Below are 14,096 nucleotides of genomic sequence, written 5' to 3'. Positions count from 1 at the left end.
GCAGATTTGGCGGGACCTTCCACATCAGATTGCCGCTAACGCCACTGACGTCGCGGCGGTGCGGGTCTCCACTCCCAACTTCACATACACATGCTCCAGGTGCTTGTTCACCGTGCGCGGGCTCAACCCCAGGATATCGCCGATATCCCGGTTGGTCTTGCCGCACGCGACCCAGCGCAACACCTCCACCTCACGCTCGGTCAGTTGGAACCTGGCGGACAACAGCCGGTGCGCCGGCTCATCCTCCAGGGTCAACGCACTCGGTTGCGTCGCCGCCCGTGCAGACATCAGGATGCGTGAGGTGCGCAAGTGCGCCGCCACCCGCGCCAGTACTTCGTCGGTCTGGATCGGCTTGGTCACGTAGTCGCTGCCACCGACCTCGAAGCCTTGCACAACATGCTTGCTGTCGGTCAGCCCGGTCATGAACACCACCGGGATATCCGCGCTGGCCGGCATTGCCTTGAGCCGGCGGCAGGTTTCGAAACCGTCCAGGCCCGGCATCATCGCGTCCAGCAGGATCAGGTCGGGGCGCCGGCGTTGCACGCGGTTCAGCGCGCTGAGGCCATCGAGAGCCACCAGCACCATGTAGCCGGCGTCGTCGAGGGCGTCGGAGAGCATCGCCAGGTTGTCCGGCGTGTCGTCGACGATCAGCACCACGCCAGGTTCAGTGCTGCGGGTGAGAGCATTCATCTTCGGCCTCCTTGAGGGTTCGGTTGAGTTCATCCAGGCGAAAACCCTTGAGCAGCCCGCGGACTTGAGTGATGAACGGCTCTACGTCGGGGCGCTGGGCAAGGATCGTATCGAGTTTTTCGTGCAGGCCACGCACATAGCCAATGGCGCTGAGTTCGGCGAGTACCGCGAGGTCGTCGGCGCTGGGCAGCACGCTGGGTGGCGGCGGCGGGACCAGGCTCTTGGTGCGCCGTACCCACTGCAAGCCCAGGTGCTGTTGCAGGCACCCGAGCAGCTCCGGGGTACGCACTGGCTTGGCCAGGTAGTCGTTGCAGGCGGCGGCGATGCTGCGTTCGCGATCGTCGGTAAACGCGTTGGCCGAAATCACGATGATCGGCGCGGTGGACAGCGCATTGCGCCGGATCAGCCGGCTGGTCTCCCAGCCGTCCAGGGTCGGCATCGACAGGTCCATCAGGATCAGGTCCGGCGCCAGCAACGCCACCTGGCGAATGGCGTCCTGGCCGTTGCTCGCCTGGATCACCTCGAAGCCCAACGGCGTGAGCATGCCGCTGAGCACCTTGCGGTGGTCCACATGGTCGTCCACCACCAGGATGCGTCGGCGCTCGCCTTGATAGCCGATGATGTCGTGTTCCACATGCACCACCGCTTGCGGCGCGCGCACCTGCGACAGGAACAGCCGCACCTGGAAGCAGGTGCCCTTGTCCAGCTCGCTGGTCACGCGTAATTCGCCACCCATCAAGGCAGTGAGCATGCGCGTAATGGTCAGCCCCAGGCCCACGCCGTTGTCCTGGCGCATCAGGTCGCCGCGCTCGAACGGCTGGAAAATCCGCTCGATCTGCCCCGGATCAATACCGATACCGGTGTCGATGATTTCAAAATTGGCCGTCTCGCGCATGTAGCTGACCCGCAGGCACACTTCGCCGCTGTCGGTGAAATTCACCGCGTTGCCCAGCAGGTTGATCAGGATCTGGCGCACGCGTTTTTCATCGCCGCGCACCACCGCCGGGATCTTGCCCACGCAGTCCAGGCGAAAGCGCAGGCCCTTGTCCTGGGCCTGGGGGGTGAACATCTGCTCCAGGTCGTGGATCAGTTCGGGGAAGGGGATTTCCGTCAGCTCCAGGCGCAGCTTGCCGGCCTCGATCTTCGCCACATCGAGCAGGCCATCGATCAGCGACAGCAAGTGCGAGCCACTGCGCAGGATGGTCGCCAGTGCGTCCTGGTGCTGCTCGGGCATGGCGCTGTCACGCTGCAGGATCTGGGTGAAACCGAGGATGCTGTTGAGCGGCGTGCGCAGTTCGTGGGACAAGCCGGTGACGTAGCGGCTTTTGGCGGCGTTGGCCGCTTCCGAGGCTTCCTTGGCCTGTTGCAAGGCCTGGTCGGTGAGGCTGTGGGCGTCGATTTCCTGCATCAGCAACAGGGTCTGGCGGTCGGATTCCTGCTGGGCGACGCGGCGGCTTTCGCGGGTCAGCACCACCCACCAGGCGAGCACGGCGGCCAGCACCGAGAGGGTGAGGAACGCCTTGAAGAACGCCTGGTACAACGTCTCCGAATGCGGCAACCCTTGGGCGGCCTGCACGTAGATCAAGGCCAAGGCGCCGGCGAGCAGCAACACCAGGACCAACAGCAGCCCCAGGTAATGGGCCAGCCGCGTATGCAGGCGCGGCATCAGCGTGTTGGGCAGCAACCAGCGCAATACGCCTTCGAACTGGCTGACCAATCGCGCATGGGGTTTGCAGCGGTCGCCACAGCGCGCATCCAGCGAGCAACACAACGAGCAGATCGGCGTGCTGTAGGCCGGGCAGAACGCCATGTCGGCGGTCTCGAACGGGTTACTGCACAGCCCGCACACGGCATGGGTCGCCGGTGCAACCGGGTGAATCAAGCGCACGTCGCTGCTGCGCGCGATGTAGTACTTGCCCTTCGTCAGCCAGGCCAACAGGGGCGCCATGATCAATGCCGTGCCCAGCGCCACGAAGGGCGGCGCCGCCTGTGCCAGGGCGCCAAACAGGCCGAAGTGGGCGAGGATCGACAGCAGCGAGGCAATCAGCATCGAGCCGACGCCCACCGGGTTGATGTCGTACAGATGCGCGCGCTTGAACTCGATATGTTTGGGTGACAGCCCCAAGGGTTTATTGATCACCAGGTCGGCCACCAACGTGCCGATCCAGGCAATCGCAATATTGGCGTACAAGCCCAGCACCTGGTCGATCACATCGAACACGCCCAGCTCCATCAGCATCAGCGCGATCGCCACGTTGAACACCAGCCACACCACGCGCCCAGGGTGGCTGTGGGTCACGCGGGCGAAGAAATTCGACCAGGCCAGGGAGCCGGCGTAGGCGTTGGTCAGGTTGATCTTCATCTGTGAAATGAACACGAACAGCACCATTGCGCCGAGGGCCCATTCCGGCGAGCTGAACACATAGCGGAAGGCGACCAGGTACATCTGGGTCGGCTCGGCGGCGCGCTCCATGGGGATTTCATGTTGCAGGGCGAGAAAGGCCAGGAACGCCCCGCCAAACATCTTCAACGCGCCCGGGATAATCCAGCCGGGGCCGGAGCAGAGCAGGGCGGCCCACCAGCGCTTGCGGTTGGCCGCGGTTTTTTCCGGCAGGAAGCGCAGGTAGTCCACCTGTTCGCCGATCTGCGTCACCAGCGACAGCGCCACGGTACAGGCGGCGCAGAACGCCAACAGGTTGAAACCGCCGCCATCGCCGCTGCGCCCGACAAAACTGGTCCAGTCGCTGAAGGCATCGGGGTTTTTCCACCACACGAAGCCGTACGGCAGCACCAGCAACAGCAGCCACAACGGTTGCGTCCACAGTTGCAGGCGGCTGATCAGGGTCACGCCGTAGGCCACCAGCGGGATCACCAGCAACGAGCAGATCACATAGGCAAAGGCCAGCGGTATATGGAAATACAACTCCAGGGCCAGGGCCATGATCGCCGCTTCCAGGGCGAAGAACAGGAAGGTGAAGCTGGCGTAGATCAGGGAGGTGATGGTCGAGCCGATATAACCGAAGCCGGCTCCACGGGTCAGCAGGTCCATGTCCACGCCGTAGCGCGCCGCGTAATAGCTGATGGGCAGGCCGGTCAGGAAGACCACCAGGCTGATGGCAAGGATCGCCCAGAAAGTGTTGGTGAAGCCGTAGCTCAGGGCCAATACACCACCGATGGCTTCCAATGCGAGGAACGACACCGCGCCCAGGGCGGTGTTGGCAATGCGCAGTTCCGACCATTTGCGAAAGGATTTGGGCGTGTAGCGCAGGGCATAGTCTTCCATGGTCTCGTCGGCGACCCAGGTGTTGTAGTCGCGGCGGATCTTGACGATGCGCTGGGTGCCGGGAGGGGATTGCACGGTGGGGAGGCTCCGCAGGGTGGACGAAGGGAGTGAGCAAGTTCCATGCCCTCGCGGGCGCTGCGAGTCAAATGTGGGAGGGGGCTTGCCCCCGATGAGGGAGTGTCAGTCACTTATTTGTTCGCTGACCCGGCGCTATCGGGGGCAAGCCCCCTCCCACATTGGTCAGCGGTGGCTGGGCGGACGCGATCCTGCCCTGCATTGGTGCGCAGTGGCATACGTCAAATGACGTATCCCGTTACGTCAGGCTGCGTATACCCGCGTGGGTCGGCTGCCGCCATGCTGGAGCCCTCATTGCAGAGGAGTCGCCCCATGGAACCACGATTGATCCGCTCCAAACCGCTGTTGGCCCTGTCATTGCTGGCGGCCGCGCTGTTCAGCCAGGGCGTGCTGGCCGATAACGAAGGCTTGGCCGTGACGCCTACCGAAGTCACTGTCGGCCAGTTGCACTCGGCCACCGGCACCATGGCGATTTCCGAGACTGGCTCGATCCAGGCCGAGCGCCTGGCCATCGAGCAGATCAACGCCTCGGGCGGGATTCTGGGACGGCAGATCAAAGTGATCCAGGAAGACGGCGCGTCCGACTGGCCGACCTTCGCTGAAAAAGCCAAGAAACTGCTGGTCAACGACAAGGTGGCTGCGGTGTTCGGTTGCTGGACCTCGGCCTCGCGTAAAGCGGTGCTGCCGATCTTCGAGAAAGAAAATGGCTTGCTCTACTACCCGACCTTCTACGAGGGCCTGGAACAGTCGAAAAACGTGATCTACACCGGGCAGGAAGCCACCCAGCAAATCCTCGCCAGCCTCGACTGGATCGCCAAGACCAAGGGCGCCAAAACGTTCTACCTGGTCGGCTCCGACTACATCTGGCCGCGCACGTCGATGAAGATCGCGCGCAAGCACATTGAAAATGTGCTGCACGGTACCGTGGTCGGCGAAGACTACTACCCGCTGGGCAACACCCAGTTCGGCTCGCTGATCAACAAGGTCAAGCTGAAAAAACCGGATGTGGTCTTTGCCGCAGTGGTGGGCGGTTCCAACGTGGCGTTCTACAAACAGCTCAACGCGGCGGGTGTGAACGCGTCCAAGCAAACCCTGCTGACCCTGTCGGTCACCGAAGACGAACTGCTCGGCATCGGCGGCGAAAACATGGCCGGCTTCTATGCCTCGATGAAGTACTTCCAGAGCCTGGACAACCCCAACAACAAAGCCTTCGTCGAAGCTTTCAAGGCCAAGTACGGCAAGGACGCGGTGATCGGCGACGTGACCCAGGCGGCCTACCTCGGCCCTTGGCTGTGGAAAGCGGCGGTGGAGAAGGCCGGCAGTTTCGACGTGGACAAAGTCGTCGCCGCCTCCCCGGGCATCGAGCTGAAAACCGCGCCGGAAGGCTACGTGAAGATCCACGAAAACCATCACCTGTGGAGCAAGTCGCGTATCGGTGAAGTGCAGCCGAACGGGCAGTTCAAGGTGATCTACGAATCGGATCTGATCGAGCCGAACCCGTTTCCAAAGGGTTACCAATAAGTAACTGATGCAAGCAGTTCAAATGTGGGAGGGGCGGTGCGACGATTCGGCTTGCCCCCGATAGCGGTGGTTCAGTTATAGAGATGTCGACTGACACTCCGCCATCGGGGGCAAGCCCCCTCCCACATAGAGCAAAAGCAGATCGCATTCTAATTACCACCTCCCGCTCAGGAGACCATCATCATGGAATGGCTATCGGAATTTGGAGCCATCGCGGCGATGCAGGGGTTCAACGGCTTGTCCGTGTTCTGCGTGCTGCTGTTGATGGCATTGGGGCTGGCGATCATTTTCGGGCAGATGGGCGTGATCAACATGGCCCATGGTGAATTCCTGACGATCGGTGCCTACACCACCTACGTGTGTTCCAGCCTTACCGCGCACTTTGCGCCGAGTTTCCAGCCCTATTACTTCTTCTTCGCCATCGCCCTGTCGTTCCTCGTTGCCGGCGCCGTTGGCTGGCTGGTGGAATGGGCGATGATCAGCCGCTTGTACAAGCGCCCGCTGGACACCTTGCTGGCGACCTGGGGCCTGTCCCTGGTGATGCAGCAAACCTTCCGCTCGGTGTTCGGCGCCCGTGAGGTCAGCGCTGAACCACCGGCCTGGTTGATGGGCTCGGTGAACTTCACCGACGCCATCGAGATCCCGCGCAACGGCCTGTTCATGATGGGCCTGACCCTGCTGCTGACCGGTGCGATCTTCCTGATGCTGTACCGCTCGCGCTGGGGCCTGCAGGTGCGCGCCACGGTGCAGAACCGCTTGATGAGCCGCGCGGTGGGGATCAACACACGCAAGGTCGACCGCATGACTTTCGCCCTCGGCTGTGGCGTGGCCGGGGTGGCCGGTGCGGCGTTCACCACCATCGGCTCCACTGGCCCCACGGCGGGCTCGCAGTACATCGTCGACACCTTCCTGGTGGTGGTGTTCGGCGGCGCGCAAAGCCTGTTCGGCACGATTGCCTCGGCGTTCGTGATCGCCCAGACCCAATCGCTGTCGGAGTTTTTCCTGAGTGGCTCGATGGCCAAGGTACTGACCTTGTCGTCGGTGATTCTGATCCTGATGCTGCGCCCGCAAGGGTTGTTCTCCATCAAAGTGCGCAAGTAGAGGCGAGCAGATGAAGGCTTTAGACAAGCTGCTGGGCGGCCAGCAAAACCTGATCGGCATCGTGCTGTTGGCGCTGTTGATCCTGGTGGTGTTTCCCCTGACCCTGGATGCATTCCGGCTGAACATGGTCGGCAAGTACCTGACCTACGCGTTCGTCGCGGTGGGGCTGGTGCTGTGCTGGGGCTATGGCGGCATTCTCAGCCTGGGGCAGGGCGTGTTCTTTGGCGTTGGCGGCTATTGCATGGCGATGTTCCTCAAGCTGGAGGCCTCGGACCCGGAGAGCACCAAGATTCAATCCACCCCCGGCATTCCGGACTTTATGGACTGGAACCAGATCACCGAATTGCCCTGGCTGTGGCAGCCGTTCCACAGCTTCAGTTTCACCCTGGTGGCGGTGATCGCGGTGCCGGTGCTGCTGGCCTTTATCATCGGCATGGCGCTGTTCAAGCGGCGCGTGGGCGATGTGTACTTTTCCATCGTCACCCAGGCGATTGCGCTGATCCTCACGGTGCTGATCGTCGGCCAGCAAGGCCTGACCGGTGGCGTCAACGGCATCACCGACCTCAAGACCCTGCTCGGCTGGGACCTGCGCACCGACAGCGCAAAAATGCTGCTGTACTTCATCAACGCCGGCTTGCTGTTCGGTTGCATCTTCATTGGCCGCTTTATCCTCGCCTCCAAGCTGGGCCGGCTGTTGATGGCGATGCGCGACAAGGAAGAGCGCGTGCGTTTCTCCGGGTATGACGTGGCCAGCTTCAAGATTTTCGTGTTCTGTGTGGCGGCGGCGTTCTCGGCCATCGGCGGGGCGATGTTTGCCTTGCAGGTAGGCTTTATGTCGCCGTCGTTCGTCGGCATCGTGCCGTCGATCGAGATGGTGATCTTCGCGGCGGTGGGCGGGCGCATGTCGCTGCTCGGCGCGGTGTATGGCGCGCTGCTGGTGAACTACGGCAAGACCTATTTCTCCGAGTCCTTCCCCGAGTTGTGGCTGTACCTGATGGGCGGGTTGTTTATCGCCGTGGTCATGTACTTCCCCAATGGCCTGGCCGGGTTGTGGGACAGCCACGGGCGCCAGGCGCTGGCCAAGCTGCTGCGCCGCCCACCGCCGATGAAAGCCGTGGCCCCCAAGGCCAGACCCAAGGCTGAAAGCAAGATCCTGGAGACCCAACCATGACCGCCGTTGGCTTTGAAATGAACAAACCGGTGCTGGCCATCGAGGGCCTGACGGTGTCCTTCGACGGCTTCAAGGCGGTCGACAATCTCAACCTGTATATCGACCGCAACGAAGTGCGCGTGGTGATCGGCCCCAATGGCGCGGGCAAGACCACGGTACTGGACCTGATCTGCGGCAAGACCCGCGCCACCAGTGGCAGCATCCAGTTCGATGGGCAGGAACTGACCAAGATGCGCGAGTACAACATCGTGCGCGCAGGCGTGGGGCGCAAGTTCCAGAACCCGTCGATCTACGAAAACCTCACCGTCTTCGAAAACCTCGAGATGTCCTACCCGGCCGGGCGCAAGGTGTGGGGCGCGCTGTTCTTCAAGCGCAACGCCCAGGTGATCGCACGGGTGCAAGAGGTAGCGCGGGAGATCTTCCTCGGCGACCTGTTGCAACAACAGGCCGACCTGCTGTCCCACGGGCAAAAGCAGTGGTTGGAGATCGGCATGCTGCTGATGCAAGACCCCGAGCTGCTGATGCTCGATGAACCGGTGGCGGGCATGAGCGTCAACGAGCGCGCGCAGACCGCCGAGCTGCTCAACCGCATCAGCCAGGGCCGTTCGGTGCTGGTGATCGAGCACGACATGGAATTCGTCAAGAGCATTGCCCACAAGGTCACGGTGCTGCACCAGGGCAAGGTCCTGGCCGAGGGCAGCATGGAGTCGGTGCAAAGCAATCCGAAAGTCATCGAAGTGTATCTGGGCCACTGAGGAGCCGCGCATGTTCAAGATCGACCAGTTGTCCTGCGGCTACGGGCAGAGCCAGATCCTCCACGACCTGGACCTGCACGTGGTCAAGCGCGAGATCGTCGCGGTGATGGGCCGCAACGGCATGGGCAAGACCACCCTGTTCAAGAGCCTGATGGGCATCCTGCCGCAGTGGCAGGGCCAGGTCAGTGTGGACGGCCATGAGGTGTCGGCGCTGGAAACCCATGAGCGGGTAGCGCAGGGCATTGCCTATGTGCCCCAGGGCCGCATGATTTTCCCCAGCATGAGCGTGCTGGAAAACATCCAGACCGGCCTGCCGGCCTCGGCCCGAGGCAAGGTGCCGGAGGACTTGTATGCGCTGTTCCCGGTGCTCTACGACATGCAGTCGCGCAAGGGCGGCAACCTGTCGGGCGGGCAGCAACAGCAGTTGGCGATCGCGCGGGCCTTGGCGACCAACCCCAAGGTGTTGCTGCTGGATGAACCGACCGAGGGCATCCAGCCGTCGATCATCAAGGACATTGCACGCACGCTGAAGGAAATCCGCAACCTGCGCGACCTGACCATCGTGGTGTCGGAGCAGGTGCTGTCCTTCACCCTGGAGATCGCCGACCGTTTCCTGGTGATCGAGAAGGGCCGCTTTGTGATCGAAGAGACCCGTGATCGAGTGGACGAGGCGACCATCAGTCGCTACCTGTCGGTGTGACGAGGGCGGTCCCAGGGCCGCCGCATAGACAGCACGTACATGCAATTTTCCCCTGCGCGATAGCGCCACACTTCCCCCATCGCTCAACGTTCCAGGGGGGAAGACACCATGGACCCGACACCCAAGACCAGCCCTGACGAAGTCGTCACCCTGGTCGTCAAACACCGCATCAAGCCAGGCCTTGAAGCCGACTACGAAGCCTGGCTGCGGCGCATCGTGCGCATCGCCGGCGAGCGCCCCGGCCACCTCGGTGTAGACGTGGTGCGCAGCAAGCAGGGCGGCCTGGCGCTGTTCACCTGCGTACTGCGCTATGGCACCACCGCTGCGCTGGAGCAGTGGCTCGACTCCCCCCAACGCAAACAGCTGATCGCTGAAGCTGCGCCGATGCTGGCCGACGGCGACCAGACTGAAATCGGCGCGGCCAACGAGTTCTGGTTCACGCCCCTGGCCGACAGCGCCGCCAAGCCGCCGCGCTGGAAGCAGGCGGTGGTCAGCCTGTGTGTGATTTTGCCGCAGACCTTGCTGTTGCCGTTTATCTGGGGGCCGATCCTGCGTCTGCACCCGTTCCTGTCCAACTACGTGGTCTCCACCTTCCTGGTCACCCTGACCATCGTCCTGTTGGTGGTCTACCTGCTGATGCCGGCGGCTACCCGCCTGTTCGCTCCCTGGCTTGAAGCCTCTGTAAAGGAAACCCTATGAACGCCGATCTGATTCTGTTCAATGGCCAGTTCCACACCGTGGACCGTGAAAACCCGCGCGCAACCGCCGTCGCCATTCGCGAGGGGCGCTTCGTCGCCGTCGGCACTGACGGTGAGGCCATGGCCCTGCGCGGCAGCGGTACCCAGGTCATCGACCTCAAGGGGCGTACCGTGATCCCCGGCCTTAACGACTCGCACCTGCACCTGATCCGGGGCGGGCTGAACTATAACCTCGAACTGCGCTGGGAAGGCGTGCCATCCCTGGCCGATGCCCTGCGCATGCTCAAGGAGCAGGCCGACCGCACCCCCACGCCACAATGGGTGCGCGTGGTCGGTGGCTGGAACGAATTCCAGTTCGCCGAAAAGCGCATGCCGACCCTGGAAGAGCTCAACCAGGCCGCGCCGGACACCCCGGTGTTCGTGCTGCACCTGTATGACCGCGCCTTGCTCAACCGCGCCGCCCTGCGCGTGGCCGGCTACACCAAGGACACGCCGAACCCGCCGGGTGGCGAGATTGTGCGTGACAGCCAAGGCAACCCCACCGGCATGCTGGTGGCGCGGCCCAACGCGATGATTCTGTATTCGACCCTGGCCAAGGGCCCGAAACTGCCCCTGGAATACCAGGTCAACTCGACCCGCCAGTTCATGCGTGAACTCAATCGCCTGGGCCTCACCAGTGCGATCGACGCCGGTGGCGGTTTCCAGAACTACCCCGATGACTACGCGGTGATCGAGCAACTGGCCAAGGATGAACAGCTGACGGTGCGCATCGCCTACAACCTGTTCACCCAGAAGCCCAAGGAAGAGCTCAGCGATTTCAAGAACTGGACCGGCAGCGTCACCCTGCACCAGGGCGACGACTACCTGCGCCACAACGGCGCTGGCGAGATGCTGGTGTTCTCCGCGGCGGATTTCGAAGACTTCCTCGAACCGCGCCCGGACCTGCCGCTGACCATGGAGCAGGAGTTGGAACCGGTGGTGCGTCACTTGGTGGAGCAGCGCTGGCCGTTCCGCCTGCACGCCACCTATGACGAATCGATCTCGCGCATGCTCGACGTGTTCGAGAAGGTCAACCGCGATATTCCGTTCAATGGCCTGCCATGGTTCTTCGACCATGCCGAAACCATCACCCCGAAAAACATCGAGCGCGTACGCGCCCTGGGTGGCGGCATTGCGATCCAGGACCGCATGGCGTTCCAGGGTGAGTACTTTGTCGAGCGCTACGGTGCCAAGGCCGCCGAAGCCACGCCGCCGATCAAACGCATGCTGGCCGAAGGCGTGCCGGTGGGCGCGGGCACCGATGCCACGCGGGTGTCGAGCTACAACCCGTGGACCTCGCTGTACTGGATGGTCAGCGGGCGTACCGTCGGCGGCCTGGAGCTGCATGCCGAAGGCTTGCCACGCCTGACCGCGCTGGAGCTGTTCACCCACGGCAGCGCCTGGTTCTCGTCCGAGCAGGGCAAGAAGGGCCAGATCAAGGTCGGCCAGTTGGCGGACGTCGCCGCGCTGTCGGCGGATTTTTTCAGCGTCGATGAAGAAGCCATCAAATGGATCGAATCGGTGCTCACCGTGGTCGGCGGCAAGGTGGTGTACGGCGCCGGCGACTTCGAAGGTTTCGCGCCACCGCGCGTACCGGTGCTGCCGGACTGGTCGCCGGTGGTCAAGGTGCCAGGGCACTGGCGTCCGTCTTCGCCGTTGCAAGCTCAGGTCCACCAGTGCAGCGGCCCCTGTGGCGTGCATTCCCATAGCCACGAAAAGGCGCGCCTTTCCAGCGTGCCGGTCAGCGACTTCCAGGGTTTCTGGGGGGCGTTTGGCTGTTCTTGCTTTGCCTTTTAATCAACTCGCCTCTTTCGACAAACAGGAGCAACTCCCATGACTTACAAACGCCTGAATAAAGATGATGCCGTGGTGCTGTTGGTGGATCACCAGACCGGCCTGATCTCCCTGGTGCAGGATTTCTCCCCCAATGAGTTCAAGAACAACGTACTGGCCCTGGCCGACGTGGCGAAGTTCTTCAACCTGCCGACCATCCTCACCACCAGTTTTGAAGGCGGTCCTAACGGCCCACTGGTACCCGAGCTGAAGGAACTGTTCCCGGACGCGCCGTATATCGCCCGTCCTGGCCAGATCAACGCCTGGGACAACGAAGATTTCGTCAAGGCCGTCAAGGCCACCGGCCGCAAGCAGATCATCATTGCCGGGGTGGTAACGGATGTGTGCGTAGCGTTCCCGACCCTGTGCGCCCTGGAAGAAGGCTTCGAGGTATTCGTGGTCACCGACGCCTCCGGCACCTTCAACGAAACCGTGCAACAAGCCGCCTGGGCGCGTATGACCGCCGCCGGTGCGCAACTGGTGAACTGGTTCGCCGTGGCCTGCGAGCTGCAAGTGGACTGGCGTAACGACATGGAAGGCCTGGCCAACCTGCTGTCGCCGCGCATCCCGAACTACCGCAACCTGATGAACAGCTACTCGGCGTTCACTGCCAAGTAAGCGGTTTTCAAGCCTTTAGGTAATCAATGTGGGAGGGGGCTTGCCCCCGATTGCGGTGTGTCAGTCTCAGTATTGTTGACTGATGCATGAAGTGCGCCCCAGAAGTTGGACACCCATCCAATTTCTGGGGCGTTTTCATGAGCAAGTACACCACGCAGTTCAAGCTATCTGCCATCACCGCTTTCCTTGAGCGAGGCCGAGGGTTTCGCCGGGTCGCCGCTCAATTTCAAATGGACCCCACCTTGCTTCGTCGTTGGGTCGAGGCTTATCGATTACACGGTGAGGCCAGCTTGAGCAGTACCGGCCAGCGTTACAGTGCCTTGTTCAAGTTCTCTGTTCTACGGTGCATGTGGGATGACTCCCTTTCCTTGCGCCGCGCAGCGGCGCTTTTCAACTTGGGGGATTCCACTCAGGTGGGCAGATGGCAACAGCAGTATTACAGTGGCGGTATTGAAGCCCTGGAGTCAGGGAAAAGAGGACTGAGCACCGCTATGCCTAAACCACCTGCTAAACCACGCAAAACCGCTGCCCCACTCACCAGCCCTGAGCCTGAGCACAAGACGTTACTTGATGAGCTCCAATACCTACGGATGGAGAACGCTTATCTAAAAAAGCTTGGGGAGTTAGGCGAGGCGGTGATGAGGCGGGAGAAAGAACAGAAGAAAAAGCCCGATTAGTCAGTGAGCTTAAGCAACACTTTCCCTTGCGTGACTTGCTCAAGCTAGTGAGCCTTGCGCGAAGTACGTACTACTACCAACTCAAGGCGATGGGCGTTGCGGACCGACTTTCCTCGATCAAAGCTTCTATCCAGACCATCCAAAACGAGCATAAGGGCCGCTTTGGTTACCGTCGGATGACGCTAGAACTACGTAAAGAAAGATCGCTGATCAACGGTAAAACGGTACGACGACTGATGGGGGAGCTGGGTCTGAAATGCACGGTGCGGCCTAAGAAATACAGGTCGTATAAAGGGCCGATGGGCGAAGTGTCGCCCAACACCTTGGCTCGTCAGTTCGAGGCTGAGCAACCGAATCAGAAATGGGTGACGGATGTCACCGAGTTCAAAGTGGCCGGCAAAAAGCTGTACTTGTCCCCAGTTTTGGACTTGTACAACGGAGAAATCGTGGCCTATCAGACGGCAATACGTCCCCAATATGCCTTGGTGGGCGAGATGCTGGAAAAAGCTATTGAAGGCTTACCTGAGGGCGGCAAGCCAATGCTGCATTCAGATCAAGGCTGGCACTATCGATATCCAAAGTACCGGGAGAGGCTAGAAAAAGCAGGGCTGGAGCAAAGCATGTCACGCAAAGGAAACTGCCATGACAACGCCACAATGGAGAGTTTCTTCGGCACGCTGAAGTCAGAGTTCTACTATCGGGAAAGCTTTGAAAGCGTGGAGCAGTTGCAAGCGGGGCTGGATGAGTACATCCATTACTACAACCATAAGCGAATCAAAGTGAAGCTTGGCGGACTGAGCCCTGTAGCGTACAGGACCCGGTCCGCTGTAGCCTAACCAACAGCTGTCCAGCTTTTGGGGCGCACTTCATTTTTAACTGACACACCGCGGTGCCTGGTTTTGGGGCCGCTTCGCAGCCCAACGCGGGGCAAGCCC

Annotated in this window: 11 protein-coding genes; 9 read left to right on the top strand and 2 right to left on the bottom strand. The window is 61.7% G+C overall.

From position 1 onward, the window contains the following. Nucleotides 1-24 precede the first annotated feature (24 nt). Nucleotides 25-690 (bottom strand): response regulator, encoded by a 666-nt coding sequence (locus A7317_RS17480; RefSeq protein WP_024074864.1) that lies wholly within the window; start codon nt 688-690, stop codon nt 25-27. Next, nucleotides 665-4,048 carry an ATP-binding protein gene (locus A7317_RS17475; RefSeq protein WP_024074865.1) on the bottom strand — a complete coding sequence of 1,128 codons (3,384 nt, stop codon included), beginning with the start codon at nt 4,046-4,048 and terminating at the stop codon, nt 665-667. Before A7317_RS17475 ends, A7317_RS17480 begins: the two co-directional genes overlap by 26 nt. A 312-nt stretch (nt 4,049-4,360) precedes the next feature. Between A7317_RS17475 and urtA the strand changes: the two genes are divergently transcribed. The 9 genes from urtA to A7317_RS30110 all read left to right on the top strand — a co-directional run bounded on the left by urtA (nt 4,361) and on the right by A7317_RS30110 (nt 13,997). Beyond that, a complete protein-coding gene (urtA, locus tag A7317_RS17470) occupies nt 4,361-5,569 on the top strand; it encodes an urea ABC transporter substrate-binding protein (RefSeq protein ID WP_024074866.1) in 1,209 nt (402 codons plus the stop codon). Between the two features lie 183 nt (nt 5,570-5,752). Beyond that, the gene (gene urtB / locus A7317_RS17465) at nt 5,753-6,670 is read left to right on the top strand and encodes an urea ABC transporter permease subunit UrtB (RefSeq protein ID WP_024074867.1); all 918 of its coding nucleotides are present in this window, start codon (nt 5,753-5,755) and stop codon (nt 6,668-6,670) included. Nucleotides 6,671-6,680: 10 nt separating this feature from the next. After that, nucleotides 6,681-7,841: an urea ABC transporter permease subunit UrtC gene (gene urtC, locus A7317_RS17460; protein WP_069076462.1), complete on the top strand. Its 1,161-nt coding sequence runs from the start codon at nt 6,681-6,683 to the stop codon at nt 7,839-7,841. Beyond that, nucleotides 7,838-8,596 carry an urea ABC transporter ATP-binding protein UrtD gene (gene urtD, locus A7317_RS17455; protein ID WP_024074869.1) on the top strand — a complete coding sequence of 253 codons (759 nt, stop codon included), beginning with the start codon at nt 7,838-7,840 and terminating at the stop codon, nt 8,594-8,596. Before urtC ends, urtD begins: the two co-directional genes overlap by 4 nt. A 10-nt stretch (nt 8,597-8,606) precedes the next feature. Continuing rightward, nucleotides 8,607-9,296, top strand: coding sequence for an urea ABC transporter ATP-binding subunit UrtE (urtE, locus tag A7317_RS17450; RefSeq protein WP_069076461.1), 690 nt, complete (start codon nt 8,607-8,609; stop codon nt 9,294-9,296). A 108-nt stretch (nt 9,297-9,404) separates the two neighbouring features. Beyond that, a complete protein-coding gene (locus tag A7317_RS17445; RefSeq protein WP_024074871.1) occupies nt 9,405-9,995 on the top strand; it encodes an antibiotic biosynthesis monooxygenase in 591 nt (196 codons plus the stop codon). Further along, entirely contained in the window at nt 9,992-11,830 is a 1,839-nt protein-coding gene (locus tag A7317_RS17440; protein ID WP_024074872.1) for an amidohydrolase, read from the top strand. The genes A7317_RS17445 and A7317_RS17440 overlap by 4 nt, the downstream gene beginning before the upstream one ends. Before the next feature lie 36 nt (nt 11,831-11,866). Next, nucleotides 11,867-12,484, top strand: a complete 618-nt coding sequence (gene ycaC / locus A7317_RS17435; RefSeq protein WP_024074873.1) for an isochorismate family cysteine hydrolase YcaC — start codon at nt 11,867-11,869, stop codon at nt 12,482-12,484. A gap of 137 nt (nt 12,485-12,621) precedes the next feature. Next, nucleotides 12,622-13,997, top strand: a protein-coding gene (locus A7317_RS30110; RefSeq protein ID WP_420492573.1) for an IS3 family transposase whose coding sequence is annotated in 2 segments (ribosomal slippage) — nt 12,622-13,113 and nt 13,116-13,997 — 1,374 coding nt in all. Because the reading frame shifts where the segments join, the coding sequence is not laid out codon by codon here. The last annotated feature ends 99 nt before the right edge of the window (nt 13,998-14,096 follow it).

The sequence above is a fragment of the Pseudomonas fluorescens genome, assembly GCF_001708445.1.
GTDB lineage: Bacteria > Pseudomonadota > Gammaproteobacteria > Pseudomonadales > Pseudomonadaceae > Aquipseudomonas > Aquipseudomonas gorinensis.
The sequence above is the reverse complement of the archived record's forward strand: the minus strand, read 5'-3'. Positions and strand labels throughout refer to the sequence as shown.

Excerpts from the sequence above, each read along its gene's own strand:
- A7317_RS17480 (WP_024074864.1), bottom strand. The coding sequence starts at position 690 with ATGAATGCTCTCACCCGCAGCACTGAACCTGGCGTGGTGCTGATCGTC.
- urtA (WP_024074866.1), top strand. The coding sequence starts at position 4,361 with ATGGAACCACGATTGATCCGCTCCAAACCGCTGTTGGCCCTGTCATTG.
- urtB (WP_024074867.1), top strand. The coding sequence starts at position 5,753 with ATGGAATGGCTATCGGAATTTGGAGCCATCGCGGCGATGCAGGGGTTC.
- urtC (WP_069076462.1), top strand. The coding sequence starts at position 6,681 with ATGAAGGCTTTAGACAAGCTGCTGGGCGGCCAGCAAAACCTGATCGGC.
- urtD (WP_024074869.1), top strand. The coding sequence starts at position 7,838 with ATGACCGCCGTTGGCTTTGAAATGAACAAACCGGTGCTGGCCATCGAG.
- urtE (WP_069076461.1), top strand. The coding sequence starts at position 8,607 with ATGTTCAAGATCGACCAGTTGTCCTGCGGCTACGGGCAGAGCCAGATC.
- A7317_RS17445 (WP_024074871.1), top strand. The coding sequence starts at position 9,405 with ATGGACCCGACACCCAAGACCAGCCCTGACGAAGTCGTCACCCTGGTC.
- A7317_RS17440 (WP_024074872.1), top strand. The coding sequence starts at position 9,992 with ATGAACGCCGATCTGATTCTGTTCAATGGCCAGTTCCACACCGTGGAC.
- ycaC (WP_024074873.1), top strand. The coding sequence starts at position 11,867 with ATGACTTACAAACGCCTGAATAAAGATGATGCCGTGGTGCTGTTGGTG.